This window comes from Mycobacterium sp. E1747 (genome assembly GCF_001667775.1).
Taxonomy (GTDB): domain Bacteria; phylum Actinomycetota; class Actinomycetes; order Mycobacteriales; family Mycobacteriaceae; genus Mycobacterium.
Genome location: NZ_LZJI01000192.1, coordinates 17077 through 30223, shown reverse-complemented (window position 1 = coordinate 30223; position 13147 = coordinate 17077). Strand labels below are relative to the sequence as shown.

Genomic DNA, 13147 nt, shown 5'->3' with positions numbered 1-13147 from the left:
GAATTTGACGCCATCTGTTGGCGCTGCAGTGGGCGACGTGGTTGCGTGCGCATACAGCTCAACGGGCCCATTGATCGGTGTCGAGTTGGAGTGGAGCTTGTACGTCAGGGTCGAGGCGGTCGTGGAGTTCGCGAAGGCGGTTGTTAAGTACCAGGTCGCGTCCACCGCCGAGACACCAGCGATGGAAGCTTTCGGCGGCGGCCGGCGCCTGGCTGACGTATTCCTCGACGAGGCGGGAAGTATGTCCGCATAGTCCAACCACGACGCTCCACGCGTAGCTTGCGTGGTTAGCATTGAATATCGGCGCTGAGGTCACGGACTCGAGGAGTTCGTGACCCTCGTCTTTTCCGGCGGCCTCGACCGGGCTGAGCCCGCTTGGTGGCTGCAGTGAATTGACGCCTGTAGTCGGATCAGTAGCGTAATTGCAAGCTCAGGGGTGGCAATGGCCGCCGCGGCGCGGGACGTTGCGCAGCTACGGGGGATGCGATGCAGCTTCGCTACATAAGCGTTGGGGCGCTGATCGCCGAGGCCGGCGGTGACCCGTGGGCAATCAACAAAAGCTTGCAATCCGGGAGCCCGGGGCAGATCTCCTCGCTGGCAGAGGCGTTTCATCGCGCCGGCCGATGCACCGCTGAGGCGGAGCACGCCTTCGAGCAAGCCCGCAACCGCTTCAACGCTGCGTGGAACCGCCGGGATGGCGGCCATCCGATCAATGACTCCGTCGAAGTGCAGCGAGTGACCCAGTCGCTCGGCACCCAGTCCCTGCAGTTGCCCAAGATCGGCGTAGACCTGGAAAACATCGCCGCCTCCCTGGCTGAGGCGCAGAAGGCTGCAGAGACAGAGATCGCGACACTCGAGGCGCAGTTGCAAACGCTCGACGGCTTGATCGGCCAAGCCGTCGAAATGGAGCAGAACGGCCACCTCAGCGCGGAGGATAAGCGCACCCTTGATGCCCTCATCCGCAATTGCGAGAGGGATGCTATCGACGACACCAAAGCTGCAGTGGCACAGCTTCATTCGATACGCAACGGCTACTCCGATGGCTTACGCAATTCGCTGGGCAACCTGCGAAGCGACGGATACGATCCCGCCGCCCTTCACGACGTCGACGCCGACGGTTCGCCGAAGCCTACCGAGCTCCAGCTACAAGCGCTGGCCGATCTCCGCCGGATCACCGACCAAGCGGTGGTGGATCAAATGGGCAAGGTCCGCGCCGCGCAGGAGGCCTTGAACAAGGCCATGGCCGACCTCTATACCCATGGGCCGGGGTCACCCGAGGGCGAGGCCGCCAGCGCGAGGCTGCCCAAGCTGAAAGGCGACCTCGCTCACGCGCTCGACGACCTGGGCAAGATCCCCGACTACAAGGACGTCGACCCCGCATCGATAACGATCACTCCCGACGGCCGTTTCATGTTCACCCACACCGTGGATGGACAGCCGGTGCAGGTCTATGGGCAGCTCAAGGACGGCGCGGGCGAATTCTTCGACCAGGCGATGGGCACGTCCTATACCTTCAGCGGCGGCAAGTTGACCGGCATGCGCACGCTGGATTCCGGGAAGGTGGAAGCCACCCCGGAGCCGTTGTGGAGTGCCATCAGCACCGCGGTCGGCGGCGGTTATGTGCTGAAGGCAGGCGGTCAGGTGGCCTGGCAGGGGCTCAAGACGCTTTTCAGTCGCGAAGCAATAGAGGGCTTGACCGGCGACAATGTCTTTCCTCGCGCATTGAGCGGTGCGGAGGAGCGCGCGGCAAGTGCCGCAGCGGACCTGGCTCCACACGGTTCACCCACTCCGGGCGTAAGCGGGGAACCGGTGCCGGGCACCCACCCCGGGCCCGCACCGGTCGTCGAGCATGGGCCGCACCCGGGGGGTGGTGGTGGCGGCGAGCTTCCGCCCGATGCTGGACCACCCGCGGGACCGCATATGCCGGTGGCGCCGGACGGCCCACGGGCCCCGGTGCCCCCCGGGGCGCCGCCGCCTCCGTCCCTGCCTCCGGAGCACGAGTTGTTCAACGGCTACCACCCGGCGGAACCAGGCCCAGAGTTCACTCATCCCGACGGCAGCCTGTCTTATCCCGACGACATGCTGGCAACCAAACCATATGCGGTTCCGGGGACAGTGATTCCCGACGCGCATCTTGAACCGGGGACGATTCTTGGACGTTTCGGCAGCCCTTATGGCGCTTACTTGGCGCCCGAAGGCACGCCTTTCGCTGAGCTATCACTCCCGCCAGAGAGTGCGGTGAAGCCTTACTTTGAATACGCGGTGGGAGACCCATCTCTCCTACCTCCGGGCTGGCACATCGAACAATCTGAAGTGGCGCCGTGGTTCCATCAGCCAGGCGGCGGCCAGCAATTCCGAATCATCAAACCAGACGGCACAAATGGTACGGTGTCTGAACTGGAACTTTATGGAGTATTGGTACGGGTACGGTGAAAATGGCAGATTTTTCTCGATTATCGAACAACTGGTCGGTGTGGGCGCCCAAAGCGGGTTTGACCAACGTCACGACATCCCTCAGCTGTGGCGACTGCGACATTCTCTTCAAGTCGGACGACTATTCCGTGCATCTTCGGGATGGCGATGGAGGTTGGCGTGTCGACATAGTGGATGACCGCGGGCAAAGGCGTAACGATGTAGCGAGGTTTTTGACGTTTGAACTGGTCGAGAAGTATCTCGTCTGGAATTGGGTAACTGCTGCTCGTTCGGACCTGGCTTCAGGCGCTCTGGGTGCCAGCCTCTATAAGCTCGGCTACGCGCCCGGTGTTCAAGTCGTCGAGTTGGAAAAGGGCAATGTCGAATTGTGCCTGAACGGGGCGTGTGCAACATTAGTGGTCGGCGATGCGACAATCTTTAGTCACATCATGAAATGGTCGGTGGAAGACATTTTAAACATTGCCACTAGGGCCAGCTCTTAAAGCTATTGTCAATGCCGAATCTGGATTACCGCGAGTCTTTACGCTTGGACATCTAAGCCGCGACGGTAACCGGACCGGAGCCCGCAATGCAATAACCCGTAATGTTTCGGAGCGACTACGACCGCACCCACCGCAAAATATCCGGCGTCACGGCATCGGTGATGTCGTCGTATTCGGGGTGCTTCTTGAGCACGGTGGCGATCATCGAGCACACCGGGACGATGCGCTTGCCCTCGCCGCGCGCCTCGTTCAGCGCCTCCTCGACGAGGATCGTCGCCAGGCCCCGTCCGCCGTACGCCGGGTCGATTTCGGTATGGAAGAAGACCCGTTGGTCGCCGCGGTCGGCGAAGTCGGCGAGGCCGACCTGCTTGCCTTCGACGGCAATCGTGTACCGGCCCTCCTCAAGGCTGACGGTCGCTTCTGCTCCGGTCTTATCGGTGGTCATTCGCACTTTCCTTTCGTTGCGGATTCGGTCGAGGCCGCAGCCGAGTGGTCGGCAACGGCGGGGAGGGCAGTCGGGTAAGCGAACCCCGGTAGCCGTGGACGGCGCCGAAGCGTTCGTCACCGGCCTCCCACAGTTGGCGGTAACGCACGATCTCGTCGTGGCTTCGTCCCACGAAGTTCCACCACATCACCAGCTCTTCGGTGAACGGTGTCCCGCCGAGCAGTAACGTCCGCGCGGGCTGGTCCCCTTCGTTGCGCAGGCGCAACGACGAGCGGCCCGGCCTCAGGTATGCCAGCTCGGCAGCGGCCAAAGCGGCGTCCTCCACGAGGACCGCGCCGATGTCGCAGAGCACGCCATGCTCGAAAGCGGGATCGATATCGAGGTCCAGGTGAGTTCCGGCGTCGAGATCGACCTGGGCGCCCACCAACGGAGTGAAGGTATGCACCGGGGACCGGCTACCGGCCAGCTGGCCGAGGAATACCCGTGCCGTCGCGCCGGCAAGAGGCGTCCGCTCTGGCGCGTAGTGGGCGAAGGCGCGACCGGTGTCGCGATCGGCATCGGGCAGCGCCACCCAGAGCTGGACGCCGTGCAAGGCCGCCGCCGACCGAACCGATACCTCCGAATGGCAGATACCGGCGCCGGCGGTCATGAGATTCAACTCGCCGGGACGGACGGCCGCGTGCCTGCCGGCGCTGTCGTTGTGCTCCACTTCCCCACTGAACAACCAGCTGACTGTTTGTAGTCCGGTGTGTGGATGCGGCGGGACGTCCATGCGCACTGACGCTGGACCGTAATGGTCGATGAAGCACCAGGCGCCGATCAGCGAGCGCTGGCGCTGTGGCAGCGTGCGTCGTACGCGCATCGCCCGCGGCCCGCCCAACGGAACCTCGCGGGGACGCAGCACCTCGGTGCCCACGCTTGGCGAAGCAGCGCAGGCAACTTCGATCGGCGCCGATTCAAGGTTGCTCATCGTCCACCCCGACCGTACCCAGGTCCGCTACTTGCGTGGCGGTCGGAGCACCTTCATGGCCAGCCGCATGACGGGCTCGGGCACCCGGTCCTGCATGGACAACGCGGTGTCGGCGGCGCGGGAGCGCAGCGGCGTCCCCCGGCCGAAGACGCGGTTCAACGGTCCGCCGGACGGTTCGAGCACCACATGTAGAGGCGGCGTGCCGACGGTTGCTCCCAGCGCATTGGCGATGACCATCCGCTGGATCTCGCTGGTGCCCTCAAAGATGGTGTACAGCTTGGCATCCCGATACCACTTCTCCACCGGATGATCGGTGATGTAACCCCAGCCGCCCATGGTCTGAATGGCGCGTTCGGTGGCCTTGACGGCCACCTCGCTGGCGGCCATTTTCGACATCGACCCTTCGCCGCGTTCGAAGGGCACGTTGTTAGCGGCCATCCACGACGCTCGCCAGGTCAGCAACCGCGCCGCGTCGATCTGGGTGGCCAGCTCCGCCAGCGGGAAGGCGATGCCCTGGTTGTCGATGATCGGCGCGCCGAATGCCTCGCGCTCGGTCGCGTACGCCGTCGCGTACTCGAGCGCAGCGCGCGCGATGCCGATCGCCTGCGCGGCGACCATGGGCCGGGTCTGCTCGAAGGTGCCCAGTGTGGCAGAGCCCGACCGCTTTCCGCCCGCCACGACTTCGCGGGCCTTGGCGAGTTTGTGCTCCAGCTTCTCTTCTCCGCCAAGCAGATTGGCGCCGGGAACGCGGACGCCCTCGAACAGCAACTCGGCGGTGTGGGACGCGCGGCAGCCCAGTTTGTCCAACTTGCGCACCAGCTTGAGCCCGGGCGCGCCACCAGGCACCACGAACAGCGCCTGACCGCGATGGCCGAGTTCCTCGTCGACGACGGCGTTGACCACGTGCACGTTGGCGATTCCGCCGTTGCCGATCCACATCTTGTGGCCGTCGATGATCCAGTCGCCACCGTCGCGGCGCGCACGGGTGCGCAGATTCCGGACGTCGCTACCACCTTCGGGTTCCGAGATCGCCAGTGCTGCCAGCTTGAGATCGCCTGGGGTCCCGAAGCATTCGGGTGCCCACTCCAACATCTGCTCCGGGGAAGCGGCCTGCCCGATCGCCGAAAGGGCCAACGCCGGCATCACGATCGCCAGGCCAATCCCGGCGCAGCCCCAGAACAGCTCCTCCATGAACATCGGCAACGACAGGCCTGTCGGGTCGCCGATCAGATCGCGGTAAAACAACGGGCTGTAAAAACCGCGCTGGGCTGCCTCCTCCAAGACCGGCCACGGGAACTCTTGCCGTTGGTCGTAGTGCAGCGCGACGGGTCGGATCACTTCATCGGCGAACTCGTGGGCCCGCCTGGCCAGGTCGTGTTGCGCAGCCGTTGGGGTCAGGTCGAAAGTCATGGATCGCGCCTTTGGGTCGACAGACTCGGTCGTGCCGAAGCTCTACCCCGTTGGCTACGCCAGCAAACGGCCCCTGAACGGAACGAAACTTCACGCGGCCGAGCGAGGCCCGACCTTTGCGAGGGGCAGGTGCAGCACCACCGCAGCCACCGCAACCGACTCGTGTTCATGATTGGCGAGCAGAGCCGCATTCTCCGGCAGCTGGCGGGAGTTGATCTCTCCGGATGCGATGCGCCGCAGGACGTCGTGGGCCTGGGCCAGCTGTTCGCGCTTGCGGTACTGGCCCCCCGGGAGCTTGACGCCGGCCCACACGCCGTACTCCTCGCGGTGTGTGATGGCGTGTTGGGCACACCGTCGCTGCTGTGCCAACGGGCAGCGGCGCAGGCACTGGATGCGCGCCTCGACGGCCGACCGCTCGTATGCGCGGGCCTTCGCCGCGCCGTCGCCACCATCATCGTCGGGATAGCCGAACCACAGTTCCGGGTTGGCAGCGCAGGGGTGTCCCATGTCGGTCTCCTTGTCGAGCGTGAAACGTAGGCAAAAGCGTATACACGGATAGGCCCTGGGCGCAAGAGAAACGAGACAGAAACGTATATACATACCGATACGGTAGCTGCTGTGTAATATCCGGCCTATGGCCGGAGCGTGCTGTGAGCCGTGAATCGGCCGGCGCGGCCATCCGCGCCTTGAGAGAGTCACGAGACTGGTCGCTCGCTGACCTTGCCGCCGCGACCGGGGTCAGCATCATGGGCCTGAGCTTCCTCGAGCGCGGTGCCCGCAAGCCGCACAAAAGCACAGTTCAAAAGGTCGAGAATGGCCTCGGGCTGCCCCCGGGCACCTATTCGCGGCTGCTGGTGGCGGCCGATCCGGACGCGGAACTAGCCCGCCTGATGGCCGCCCAGCCCCCCGCCGTCGTCCCCGCCAGGCGCAGCGGACCCGTGGTCGTGGACCGGCACAGCGACACAGATGTGCTGGAAGGATATGCCGAAGCTCAGCTCGAAGCCCTCAAATCAGTCATCGATCGGTTGCCGGCGACAACATCAAACGAATATGAGACGTATATTCTGTCTGTGATCGCTCAGTGCGTGAAGGCCGAGACCCTGGCCGCCGGCTCCTGGCGGGTCGCGGTGAATGCCGGCGCAGACTCCACGGGCCGGCTCATGGAGCATCTCCAAGCCCTCGAGGCGACGCGGACCGCCCTGCTGAAACGGATGCCGAACAGCCTGAGCGCCCAGTTCGACCGAGCTTGCGCGGAGTCAACCCTGCCGGAGGCCATCATCGCCACGCTTGTCGGTGTCGACGTCGACGAGCTGTGGGACATCCGCAACCGGGGGGTTATCCCGCCAGGAGCACTCCCCCGCGTACGCGCCTTCGTCGACGCGGTCGAATCGAGCGGCCAACACGATGAGGGGGCGCAGTGAACCAAAGCGAAATCGCGCTCCTGAGCCGTGCTCATGACATGTTCGCCGGCGCCTTGCGACAGCCGACACTCGATGCGGACACCGCGCACTACAGCGACATGCTGCGAGGGGCTGCCGGGCCGAACGCGGGATTTGCGCACGGCGGCTACCGGCTGGCCGCGGAGCGCAGCCGGCAGCGGCTCGACGCCGCCGCGGCAACCGACGCCGCCGCCGCGGGCATCATCGCCGGCGCCGACCGGGACCGGGCCGAGGCCCGCGAGCTGACCCGAAACGTCCTCGACGAAGCCCGCGCCGAGCCCGCCGTCATTCCGGCCACCCCGATGGCCCAGCGCGAAGCGATGCGCCGACGGGCGGCACGACTGAGGGCGCAGCATGCGCATGTCGTGTCGGCCCGGCTTCGGGCCCGCCGGCGCCTCGCCGAACTGCGGGCCTTGCGCTACCAGCTCTGGCGTCGCCGCGTCGCCGGATTGGGGTTGACCGGGCGCGGCGCGATCGCGGTGCGCGCCGCGCTGTCGCGCTTGGGTCGTCCTTATGTGTGGGGCGCGACGGGGCCCGACCAGTTCGATTGCTCGGGCTTGGTCCAGTGGAGCTATGCGCAGGCGGGGATTCATTTGGACCGCACCACATATCAGCAAATCAACGACGGGATACCGGTGCCCCGCTCGCAGGTCCGGCCCGGCGATCTCGTCTTTCCGCACGCCGGCCACGTCCAGCTGGCCATCGGCAACAATCTGGTCGTCGAAGCGCCTTACTCGGGCGCCTCGGTGCGGATCAGCCCGCTGGGGCCCAACGTCGCTATTCGCCGACCGCTATGACGAACAGGGTGAGCCCATGACGGAACAAGGCGGACCTTCGGTAGCCGCGATACAGGCGCGGCAGTCGGCACTCGCCGGCCAGCATGGCACGGCGGCCGACGCCGACCGGGTGCTGGCGGAAGTGCTCTCCAGCGCGCACGCCGCCATGCGCGAGGGCGCCCGCCGACTCGATGCCATTGCCGAGCAGCTCGACCACGCGACCGTGCACCAGGCGCACCTTGCCGTTGATACACCTATGGGCGCGCGCGAGTTTCAGCGCTTCCTGCTGGCCAAACAGCGCGAGATCGCTTCCGTCGTCGAGGACGCGCGCGAACTCAGCCGAGCGAAAAAGGCTGTGCTGGAATCTCTTCGGGACCAGTACACCGCTGACAGCGGGTGAAGGGTGCGGTCGCAATGTCGTCCACAACCCTGCAGCACGGTGAATTGTCGAGGGCGAAACGCCTGGGTACGGTCGTCGAGCATGGAAAGGTCGCAACCCATCCCGCACGGATCTGACGCGGCCGCGACGGCGGTCGCCTAGCTGATGACGGCGCACGAGGAGCTTCTTGCCGCGGTGAAAGATGTCCGAGACCGCACCGGTGATCCGAACGCGTGGCAGGCGGGCCTGTCACCCAGTGAGCTGGTTGCCGTGATCACCCCGACAACTCGTCCAGAACAGCTCCAGGCGATCGCGGGCAAGATCCGCCAACAACTCGCGGCTCCACCGGATCGAGAGAGAGGCGAGGCGGCGGAGGCCATCGCGCACGCCGAAGCCGCCCTCGCCCACCAGAATTCGGCCAGCTCTCAGCTGGACATGCAAGTGATCACGGCCATCCTGAACGCTCACCTCAATGCCGTCGAAGGCAGCCAGGCGCTGACCAGGCTGCAACAAGACACCGAAGCCGCGGTACGAACGCGATCGGACCTCGACACCCCCGCCGGAGCTCGCGACTTTCAACGCTTCCTGATCGGCAAGCTCCGGGATATTCGCACGGTGGTCCTCAACGCGCGACTCGACGACACGTCGAAGTCAGCACTGATGGCCGCATGGACATCGCTGTATGACGCATCCAGGAATCCCGACGAGCGCGCCCCGGCCCGCGCGGTGAGCGCCGATGCGGAAACCGCAGCGCCGGCAGAGGACTCGAGCTGGGATCCGCTGCTGGACTCGTTGTTGTCCGACGACCCGGGTCTGGCGACCGATGACCTATCGGGAACGGAAGCGCCGCAGGCCGCGCCCGCTCCGGCGGCGCCCATGGCTCCCATGCTGCCGACGATGCCCAGCGTCGCGCCAGGGCTGCCGAGCTTCGGCGCAACACCGACCGGGCTGCAACTTCCCGGACTCGGCGGTGAAGATCGAACCGATCCGGGGCTGCTGGATGACGAAGGGACGCTGGACCCTTCCGAGCAACCGGATCCCAAGACCGAGCCTTCGTCGGATGATCCGAGCGACCAAAACGACGACGCCGGTCGGGATGCGGCCGCGGTCGAGGCCGAAGCGGCGCCGCCTGTTCCCACCACGGTGACCCTGCCCGACGGCGAGACAGTGACGGCCGCCAGCCCGCAATTGGCGGCGGCGATCAAAGCCGCGGTCGGTGGAGCGGCCATACCAGATGCGTTCCAACAGCAGGGAATAACGATCCCACCCCCGGGCTCCCCGGTCACCAGCCCGATCGAGCCGGCGCACGTGAGTCCGGCGGACGTCGGAATCTTCCTCGACCGCCACGCGCTTGCTCTCGGTCCAGGTAAGGCCCTTCTCGATGGCCAAATTCAGGACATCGCTACCGTGACCGGACCAAGCTTTCTAGGCTGGGAGCATCCGCCGGCGCCGGCCGCAGCCGTGACCTCGCCGACGAGACCCGATACACCAGCACCCACGCGGCCGGCGAGCGCGTCGACCACCTGACAGTAATGATCTCGCCGGTCTAGCCGGCGGCCGTGAACAGGAGGCAGCGGATGGCAGATTCGATCCACGTGGTACCCGCACACTTGCGTCAAGTCGCTGCGCGCCACCAGGAGACCTCCGACTACCTGCGGACGGTTCCTTCGTCACACGAGGCGATCCAGGAAAGCCTGGATTCGCTCGGGCCGATCTTTGGTGAACTTCGCGACGCCGGACGGGAACTGCTCGAGCTCAGGCGTCAGTGTTACGAGCAGCAGGCCGCGGATCACGCCGACCTGGCGGACAAGCTGACGGTATCCGCGACGATGTGGGAACAGCACGAGCAGGATGCGGCTCACAACTTCGGCGGCATCGTTGACCGCGGTCGATGACGGACGCGAACCCCGCTTTTGACACCGTTCATCCGAGTGGGCACATTCTCGTCCGCTCCTGCCGCGGCGGCTACATGCACAGCGTTGCGCTGAGCGAAGAGGCAATGGAGACCGACGCCGAGACGCTGGCACGAGGCATTTTGCTGACCGCCGACGTCTCCTGCCTCAAAGCACTGCTGGAGATTCGCGACGAGATCGTAGCGGCCGGACACACCCCCTCAGCTGAGGTTCCGACCCCCCGAGACCTCGACGCGGCGATCGAGAAGTTGTTGGCGCACAAACTGCGGCGCCGCAACAGGGCGATCTAGCCGGCTCAGAGGGCCTACAGCAGCCACGTCTTGGCAGCCTCGGGATCTGGAGCGATGTCGGCGGGCGGCTCTACGGGGTTGGGGCCGAACAACTCTCGTGCGCGGGCGAGCAAGGCACGCACTTCGTCGAGTTGCTGCTGCAGCGCAGATTCAGCCATGCCCCCACGCTACCCAGGCCGTTACACCTGCACAATTCACTCACCGGATAAGCCATTCATCAGACACCGGTACGCTTAACCGGTGGCGATCTTCGGTCGGATGACGGCGCGTCAGCGCCTCCGGAGAGCTACCCGGGAATCACTGGCGATGCCGGCTTTCAGCTCTCCCATCGATTGCACCCCATGGGTGATCGGTGGGCTCTGGCCTGCCGAGCTCTCGACGATAACCGCCGAAAACGCCACGCCCGCAGAGTATCTCAAAGCGGACTTGCAGCGGATCGCCGACGGCGCGAACGAGCAGCTGAAGATGATCAAGCGTGCCGGGTTGGCTGACTTGGCCCGCCAGGCGGAAGAAACCCGCGTCATCGATGAAGCGCGTGGCCGCGCCGTGCGGCGAGTCGAGTCGACGATGCGTCAGCTGCACGCGGCGAAGAGCGTGGTGAGCGCCGGATATCCACGCCGGCCGCCGGCCGAACCGCCGGCACCGGGCATGGAGCAGACCCGAATCATTCCTGCGGTGAGCGGCGCCAGACCTTCCGAAGCGCCCACCAGGACCACGCGTAAGCCGCGCTGGCGGGTCGACAAGCCGGCTCCCGTCGTGCCGGACCCCGAGCCGGTCAACCCCGGGTCGCCATACGAGACGCCTGCACGAGAGATCGGCGCGGAGGTCGCCGCCGGCCCAGAGGCGCCCGATATGGAGGCGACGCAGGTCATCCCGAGTGTGACGGAACCAGAGCATGTCATCGAACCGCGGGCCGAGCGTGTGGAGCCCGGTCGGCCGTCCGTGCCCGGCGATCGCCAGCGGGAGCAGGAGCAGGTACCGGACCAGGCGGAGCCGGTAGGGGCTCCGGACACCGACGCCGCGATGACCGCGAACGAGGAGACGCAGATCATCCCCGCGTTCACCGAAGTCGAGCCGGTCGTCGAGCGGCCGGTTGAGCGCGACCCCGCGGCGGACTGGGAGCCCCCACCCCTCCGCGACGGCCCAGGCCGCCACCATTTCGATGACAACGAAGCAGCGCCCGGTTCGACGGAACAGACGCAGGCCATTCCCGCGTTCACCGACGTCGAGCCGGTCGTCGAGCAGCCGATCGACACCACCCCGGCGACCGAGTGGGAGCCGGTAGGCGACGGCCGCCTCCAGGTCGACGTGGAGGAGCCGGCGACGGCGCCGGAGGAGGAGCAGCCGGCCCAGGAGCCGGAGCGCGCCGCCACCGCACCGTCGGCGTCGATGAAGGAGACCCGGGTCATCCCGGCGATCACCGAAGCCGAGCCCGTCGTCGACGAAGCAGCAGACAGCGGGCGCCATCACACGATCGCCAACCAGCCCGTCGCCGCGCGCGATGAGCCGGAGCCCACCCCACAGCCCCGCGAAAAGATCGGCACCACACCGGTTTTCGATGCCGACCGGCTGAATCGCCTCCTCGAGTTCGTGGTGCGCCAGGAGCCGCGGCTGAATTGGGCTGTCGGCGACCTTCCGGACGGCACGACCGTGCTGGTAACCGACTTGGCCCACGGCTGGATACCGGCGGGTATCAACCTTCCGGCGGGCGTGCGGCTATTGGAACCCGAGCGTCGCACCGGCAGGGTCGCCGCGTTGATCGGTGACGCCGCGCGCGTGGTGACCTATTCCCCCGGTGATTCGCTGCGGCGCTCGGCGGACTTCAGCACGACGAAGTCGTCGGTGGAAGCGCGGAAACTGCCGGCGATCGAGGACTTGAGCACGGTGCTGAGCCAGACCACGCGCCGGTTCGAAGGACTCCCCCGCATTGTGCAGCGGCTGGCGGACGCCGCTGCCGCGGAAGCCGTCATCATCGACCAGGAGGTCGACGTGTTGCGGGTGCACCTGGATACGGCGCGCTACCAGCTCTTGGTCCAGTACCCGTCTGTGAACACGGCCCTTTTACTCAAGTGTCTGTTGATGGCCGCAACCGAAGGCATCGCGAGCGCAGACCCGGTATCGGCGAATTATCACCTCGCCTGGTACCAGAAACTCGCCGCATAGCACCGCCGTGGGGTGTTCCGCGACCTGCGAGTTTGAATTGACGCTGGTTAGACGGCTCGACATACTGTGATCGTGTCGGATTCGGGCGGTCGCGCGAATCTAAGCGACAAGGACCTCGTCGAATCAGTTCTTCGCGAATTGAGCGAAGCGGCCGACAAGTGGGAAGCCCTCGTGGCCCAGGCTGAGGCCGTCACCTACAGCGTCGACCTCGGTGATATCTATGCGGTGGCCAATGCTGACGGTCGGCTGCTCAAGCTGACTCTGCATCCCGGCGTGATGACCGCATATGCGCACGGGGAGCTGGCCGACCGGCTGAACCTCGCGATCTCGGCGCTACGGGAAGAGGCCGAGGCCGAGAATCAGGCGAGTTACGGTGGCCCACTTCAGTAACCGACCACGCGCGCTCATCGACCGGCGCGTGTGTCGGATGGGCGCCGGCTCTCTTCG

The 13147-nt window shown here is 65.9% G+C and carries 15 protein-coding genes; 10 read left to right on the top strand and 5 right to left on the bottom strand.

The features are described from left to right. Window positions 1-486: 486 nt before the first annotated feature. Entirely contained in the window at window positions 487-2433 is a 1947-nt protein-coding gene (locus A5695_RS19385; protein ID WP_068085719.1) for a TNT domain-containing protein, read from the top strand. After that, window positions 2430-2915 (top strand): hypothetical protein, encoded by a 486-nt coding sequence (locus A5695_RS29790; RefSeq protein ID WP_231974907.1) that lies wholly within the window; start codon window positions 2430-2432, stop codon window positions 2913-2915. Before A5695_RS19385 ends, A5695_RS29790 begins: the two co-directional genes overlap by 4 nt. A 115-nt stretch (window positions 2916-3030) precedes the next feature. Here A5695_RS29790 and A5695_RS19375 read toward each other — a convergent pair whose 3' ends face one another. The 4 genes from A5695_RS19375 to A5695_RS19360 all read right to left on the bottom strand — a co-directional run bounded on the left by A5695_RS19375 (window position 3031) and on the right by A5695_RS19360 (window position 6247). Next, window positions 3031-3360 (bottom strand): GNAT family N-acetyltransferase, encoded by a 330-nt coding sequence (locus tag A5695_RS19375; RefSeq protein ID WP_068085716.1) that lies wholly within the window; start codon window positions 3358-3360, stop codon window positions 3031-3033. Further along, on the bottom strand, window positions 3347-4330 hold the full coding sequence (locus A5695_RS19370) for a pirin family protein (protein WP_068085713.1): 984 nt from the start codon (window positions 4328-4330) through the stop codon (window positions 3347-3349). The genes A5695_RS19375 and A5695_RS19370 overlap by 14 nt, the downstream gene beginning before the upstream one ends. 27 nt (window positions 4331-4357) lie before the next feature. Beyond that, window positions 4358-5740: an acyl-CoA dehydrogenase family protein gene (locus A5695_RS19365; protein ID WP_068085711.1), complete on the bottom strand. Its 1383-nt coding sequence runs from the start codon at window positions 5738-5740 to the stop codon at window positions 4358-4360. Window positions 5741-5830: 90 nt separating this feature from the next. Beyond that, the gene (locus tag A5695_RS19360; RefSeq protein WP_068085709.1) at window positions 5831-6247 is read right to left on the bottom strand and encodes a WhiB family transcriptional regulator; all 417 of its coding nucleotides are present in this window, start codon (window positions 6245-6247) and stop codon (window positions 5831-5833) included. Window positions 6248-6390: 143 nt separating this feature from the next. Between A5695_RS19360 and A5695_RS19355 the strand changes: the two genes are divergently transcribed. The 6 genes from A5695_RS19355 (at window position 6391) to A5695_RS19330 (ending at window position 10537) form a co-directional block, all read left to right on the top strand. Further along, window positions 6391-7161 (top strand): helix-turn-helix domain-containing protein, encoded by a 771-nt coding sequence (locus A5695_RS19355; RefSeq protein WP_068085705.1) that lies wholly within the window; start codon window positions 6391-6393, stop codon window positions 7159-7161. Continuing rightward, window positions 7158-7976 carry a C40 family peptidase gene (locus tag A5695_RS19350; RefSeq protein WP_068085703.1) on the top strand — a complete coding sequence of 273 codons (819 nt, stop codon included), beginning with the start codon at window positions 7158-7160 and terminating at the stop codon, window positions 7974-7976. The genes A5695_RS19355 and A5695_RS19350 overlap by 4 nt, the downstream gene beginning before the upstream one ends. Window positions 7977-7992: 16 nt before the next feature. Beyond that, window positions 7993-8355, top strand: a complete 363-nt coding sequence (locus tag A5695_RS19345) for a DUF4226 domain-containing protein (protein WP_068085702.1) — start codon at window positions 7993-7995, stop codon at window positions 8353-8355. Between the two features lie 144 nt (window positions 8356-8499). Beyond that, complete coding sequence (locus tag A5695_RS19340) at window positions 8500-9861, top strand: DUF4226 domain-containing protein (RefSeq protein WP_068085699.1); 1362 nt, start codon at window positions 8500-8502, stop codon at window positions 9859-9861. A 50-nt stretch (window positions 9862-9911) separates the two neighbouring features. Then, complete coding sequence (locus A5695_RS19335; protein WP_068085697.1) at window positions 9912-10229, top strand: ESX-1 secretion-associated protein; 318 nt, start codon at window positions 9912-9914, stop codon at window positions 10227-10229. Further along, window positions 10226-10537 (top strand): DUF2694 family protein, encoded by a 312-nt coding sequence (locus A5695_RS19330; RefSeq protein ID WP_067279683.1) that lies wholly within the window; start codon window positions 10226-10228, stop codon window positions 10535-10537. Before A5695_RS19335 ends, A5695_RS19330 begins: the two co-directional genes overlap by 4 nt. Before the next feature lie 14 nt (window positions 10538-10551). Here the strand turns inward: A5695_RS19330 and A5695_RS29175 are convergent, their stop codons facing one another. After that, complete coding sequence (locus A5695_RS29175; RefSeq protein WP_197515554.1) at window positions 10552-10695, bottom strand: hypothetical protein; 144 nt, start codon at window positions 10693-10695, stop codon at window positions 10552-10554. Between the two features lie 82 nt (window positions 10696-10777). On the opposite strand from A5695_RS29175, the gene A5695_RS19325 reads away from it, so the two are divergent. Together A5695_RS19325 and A5695_RS19320 are read left to right on the top strand one after the other, a co-directional pair. Continuing rightward, window positions 10778-12700, top strand: coding sequence for a DUF5632 domain-containing protein (locus tag A5695_RS19325; protein WP_231974906.1), 1923 nt, complete (start codon window positions 10778-10780; stop codon window positions 12698-12700). A gap of 69 nt (window positions 12701-12769) precedes the next feature. Then, the gene (locus A5695_RS19320) at window positions 12770-13090 is read left to right on the top strand and encodes a DUF2710 family protein (protein WP_369830213.1); all 321 of its coding nucleotides are present in this window, start codon (window positions 12770-12772) and stop codon (window positions 13088-13090) included. Window positions 13091-13147: the final 57 nt, after the last annotated feature.

What these genes read in the sequence shown, in the direction of transcription:
- A5695_RS29175 (WP_197515554.1), bottom strand. Translation starts at nt 10,695, where the DNA reads ATGGCTGAATCTGCGCTGCAGCAGCAACTCGACGAAGTGCGTGCCTTG.
- A5695_RS19375 (WP_068085716.1), bottom strand. Translation starts at nt 3,360, where the DNA reads ATGACCACCGATAAGACCGGAGCAGAAGCGACCGTCAGCCTTGAGGAG.
- A5695_RS19365 (WP_068085711.1), bottom strand. Translation starts at nt 5,740, where the DNA reads ATGACTTTCGACCTGACCCCAACGGCTGCGCAACACGACCTGGCCAGG.
- A5695_RS19340 (WP_068085699.1), top strand. Translation starts at nt 8,500, where the DNA reads ATGACGGCGCACGAGGAGCTTCTTGCCGCGGTGAAAGATGTCCGAGAC.
- A5695_RS19385 (WP_068085719.1), top strand. Translation starts at nt 487, where the DNA reads ATGCAGCTTCGCTACATAAGCGTTGGGGCGCTGATCGCCGAGGCCGGC.
- A5695_RS19330 (WP_067279683.1), top strand. Translation starts at nt 10,226, where the DNA reads ATGACGGACGCGAACCCCGCTTTTGACACCGTTCATCCGAGTGGGCAC.
- A5695_RS19345 (WP_068085702.1), top strand. Translation starts at nt 7,993, where the DNA reads ATGACGGAACAAGGCGGACCTTCGGTAGCCGCGATACAGGCGCGGCAG.
- A5695_RS19370 (WP_068085713.1), bottom strand. Translation starts at nt 4,330, where the DNA reads ATGAGCAACCTTGAATCGGCGCCGATCGAAGTTGCCTGCGCTGCTTCG.
- A5695_RS19335 (WP_068085697.1), top strand. Translation starts at nt 9,912, where the DNA reads ATGGCAGATTCGATCCACGTGGTACCCGCACACTTGCGTCAAGTCGCT.
- A5695_RS19360 (WP_068085709.1), bottom strand. Translation starts at nt 6,247, where the DNA reads ATGGGACACCCCTGCGCTGCCAACCCGGAACTGTGGTTCGGCTATCCC.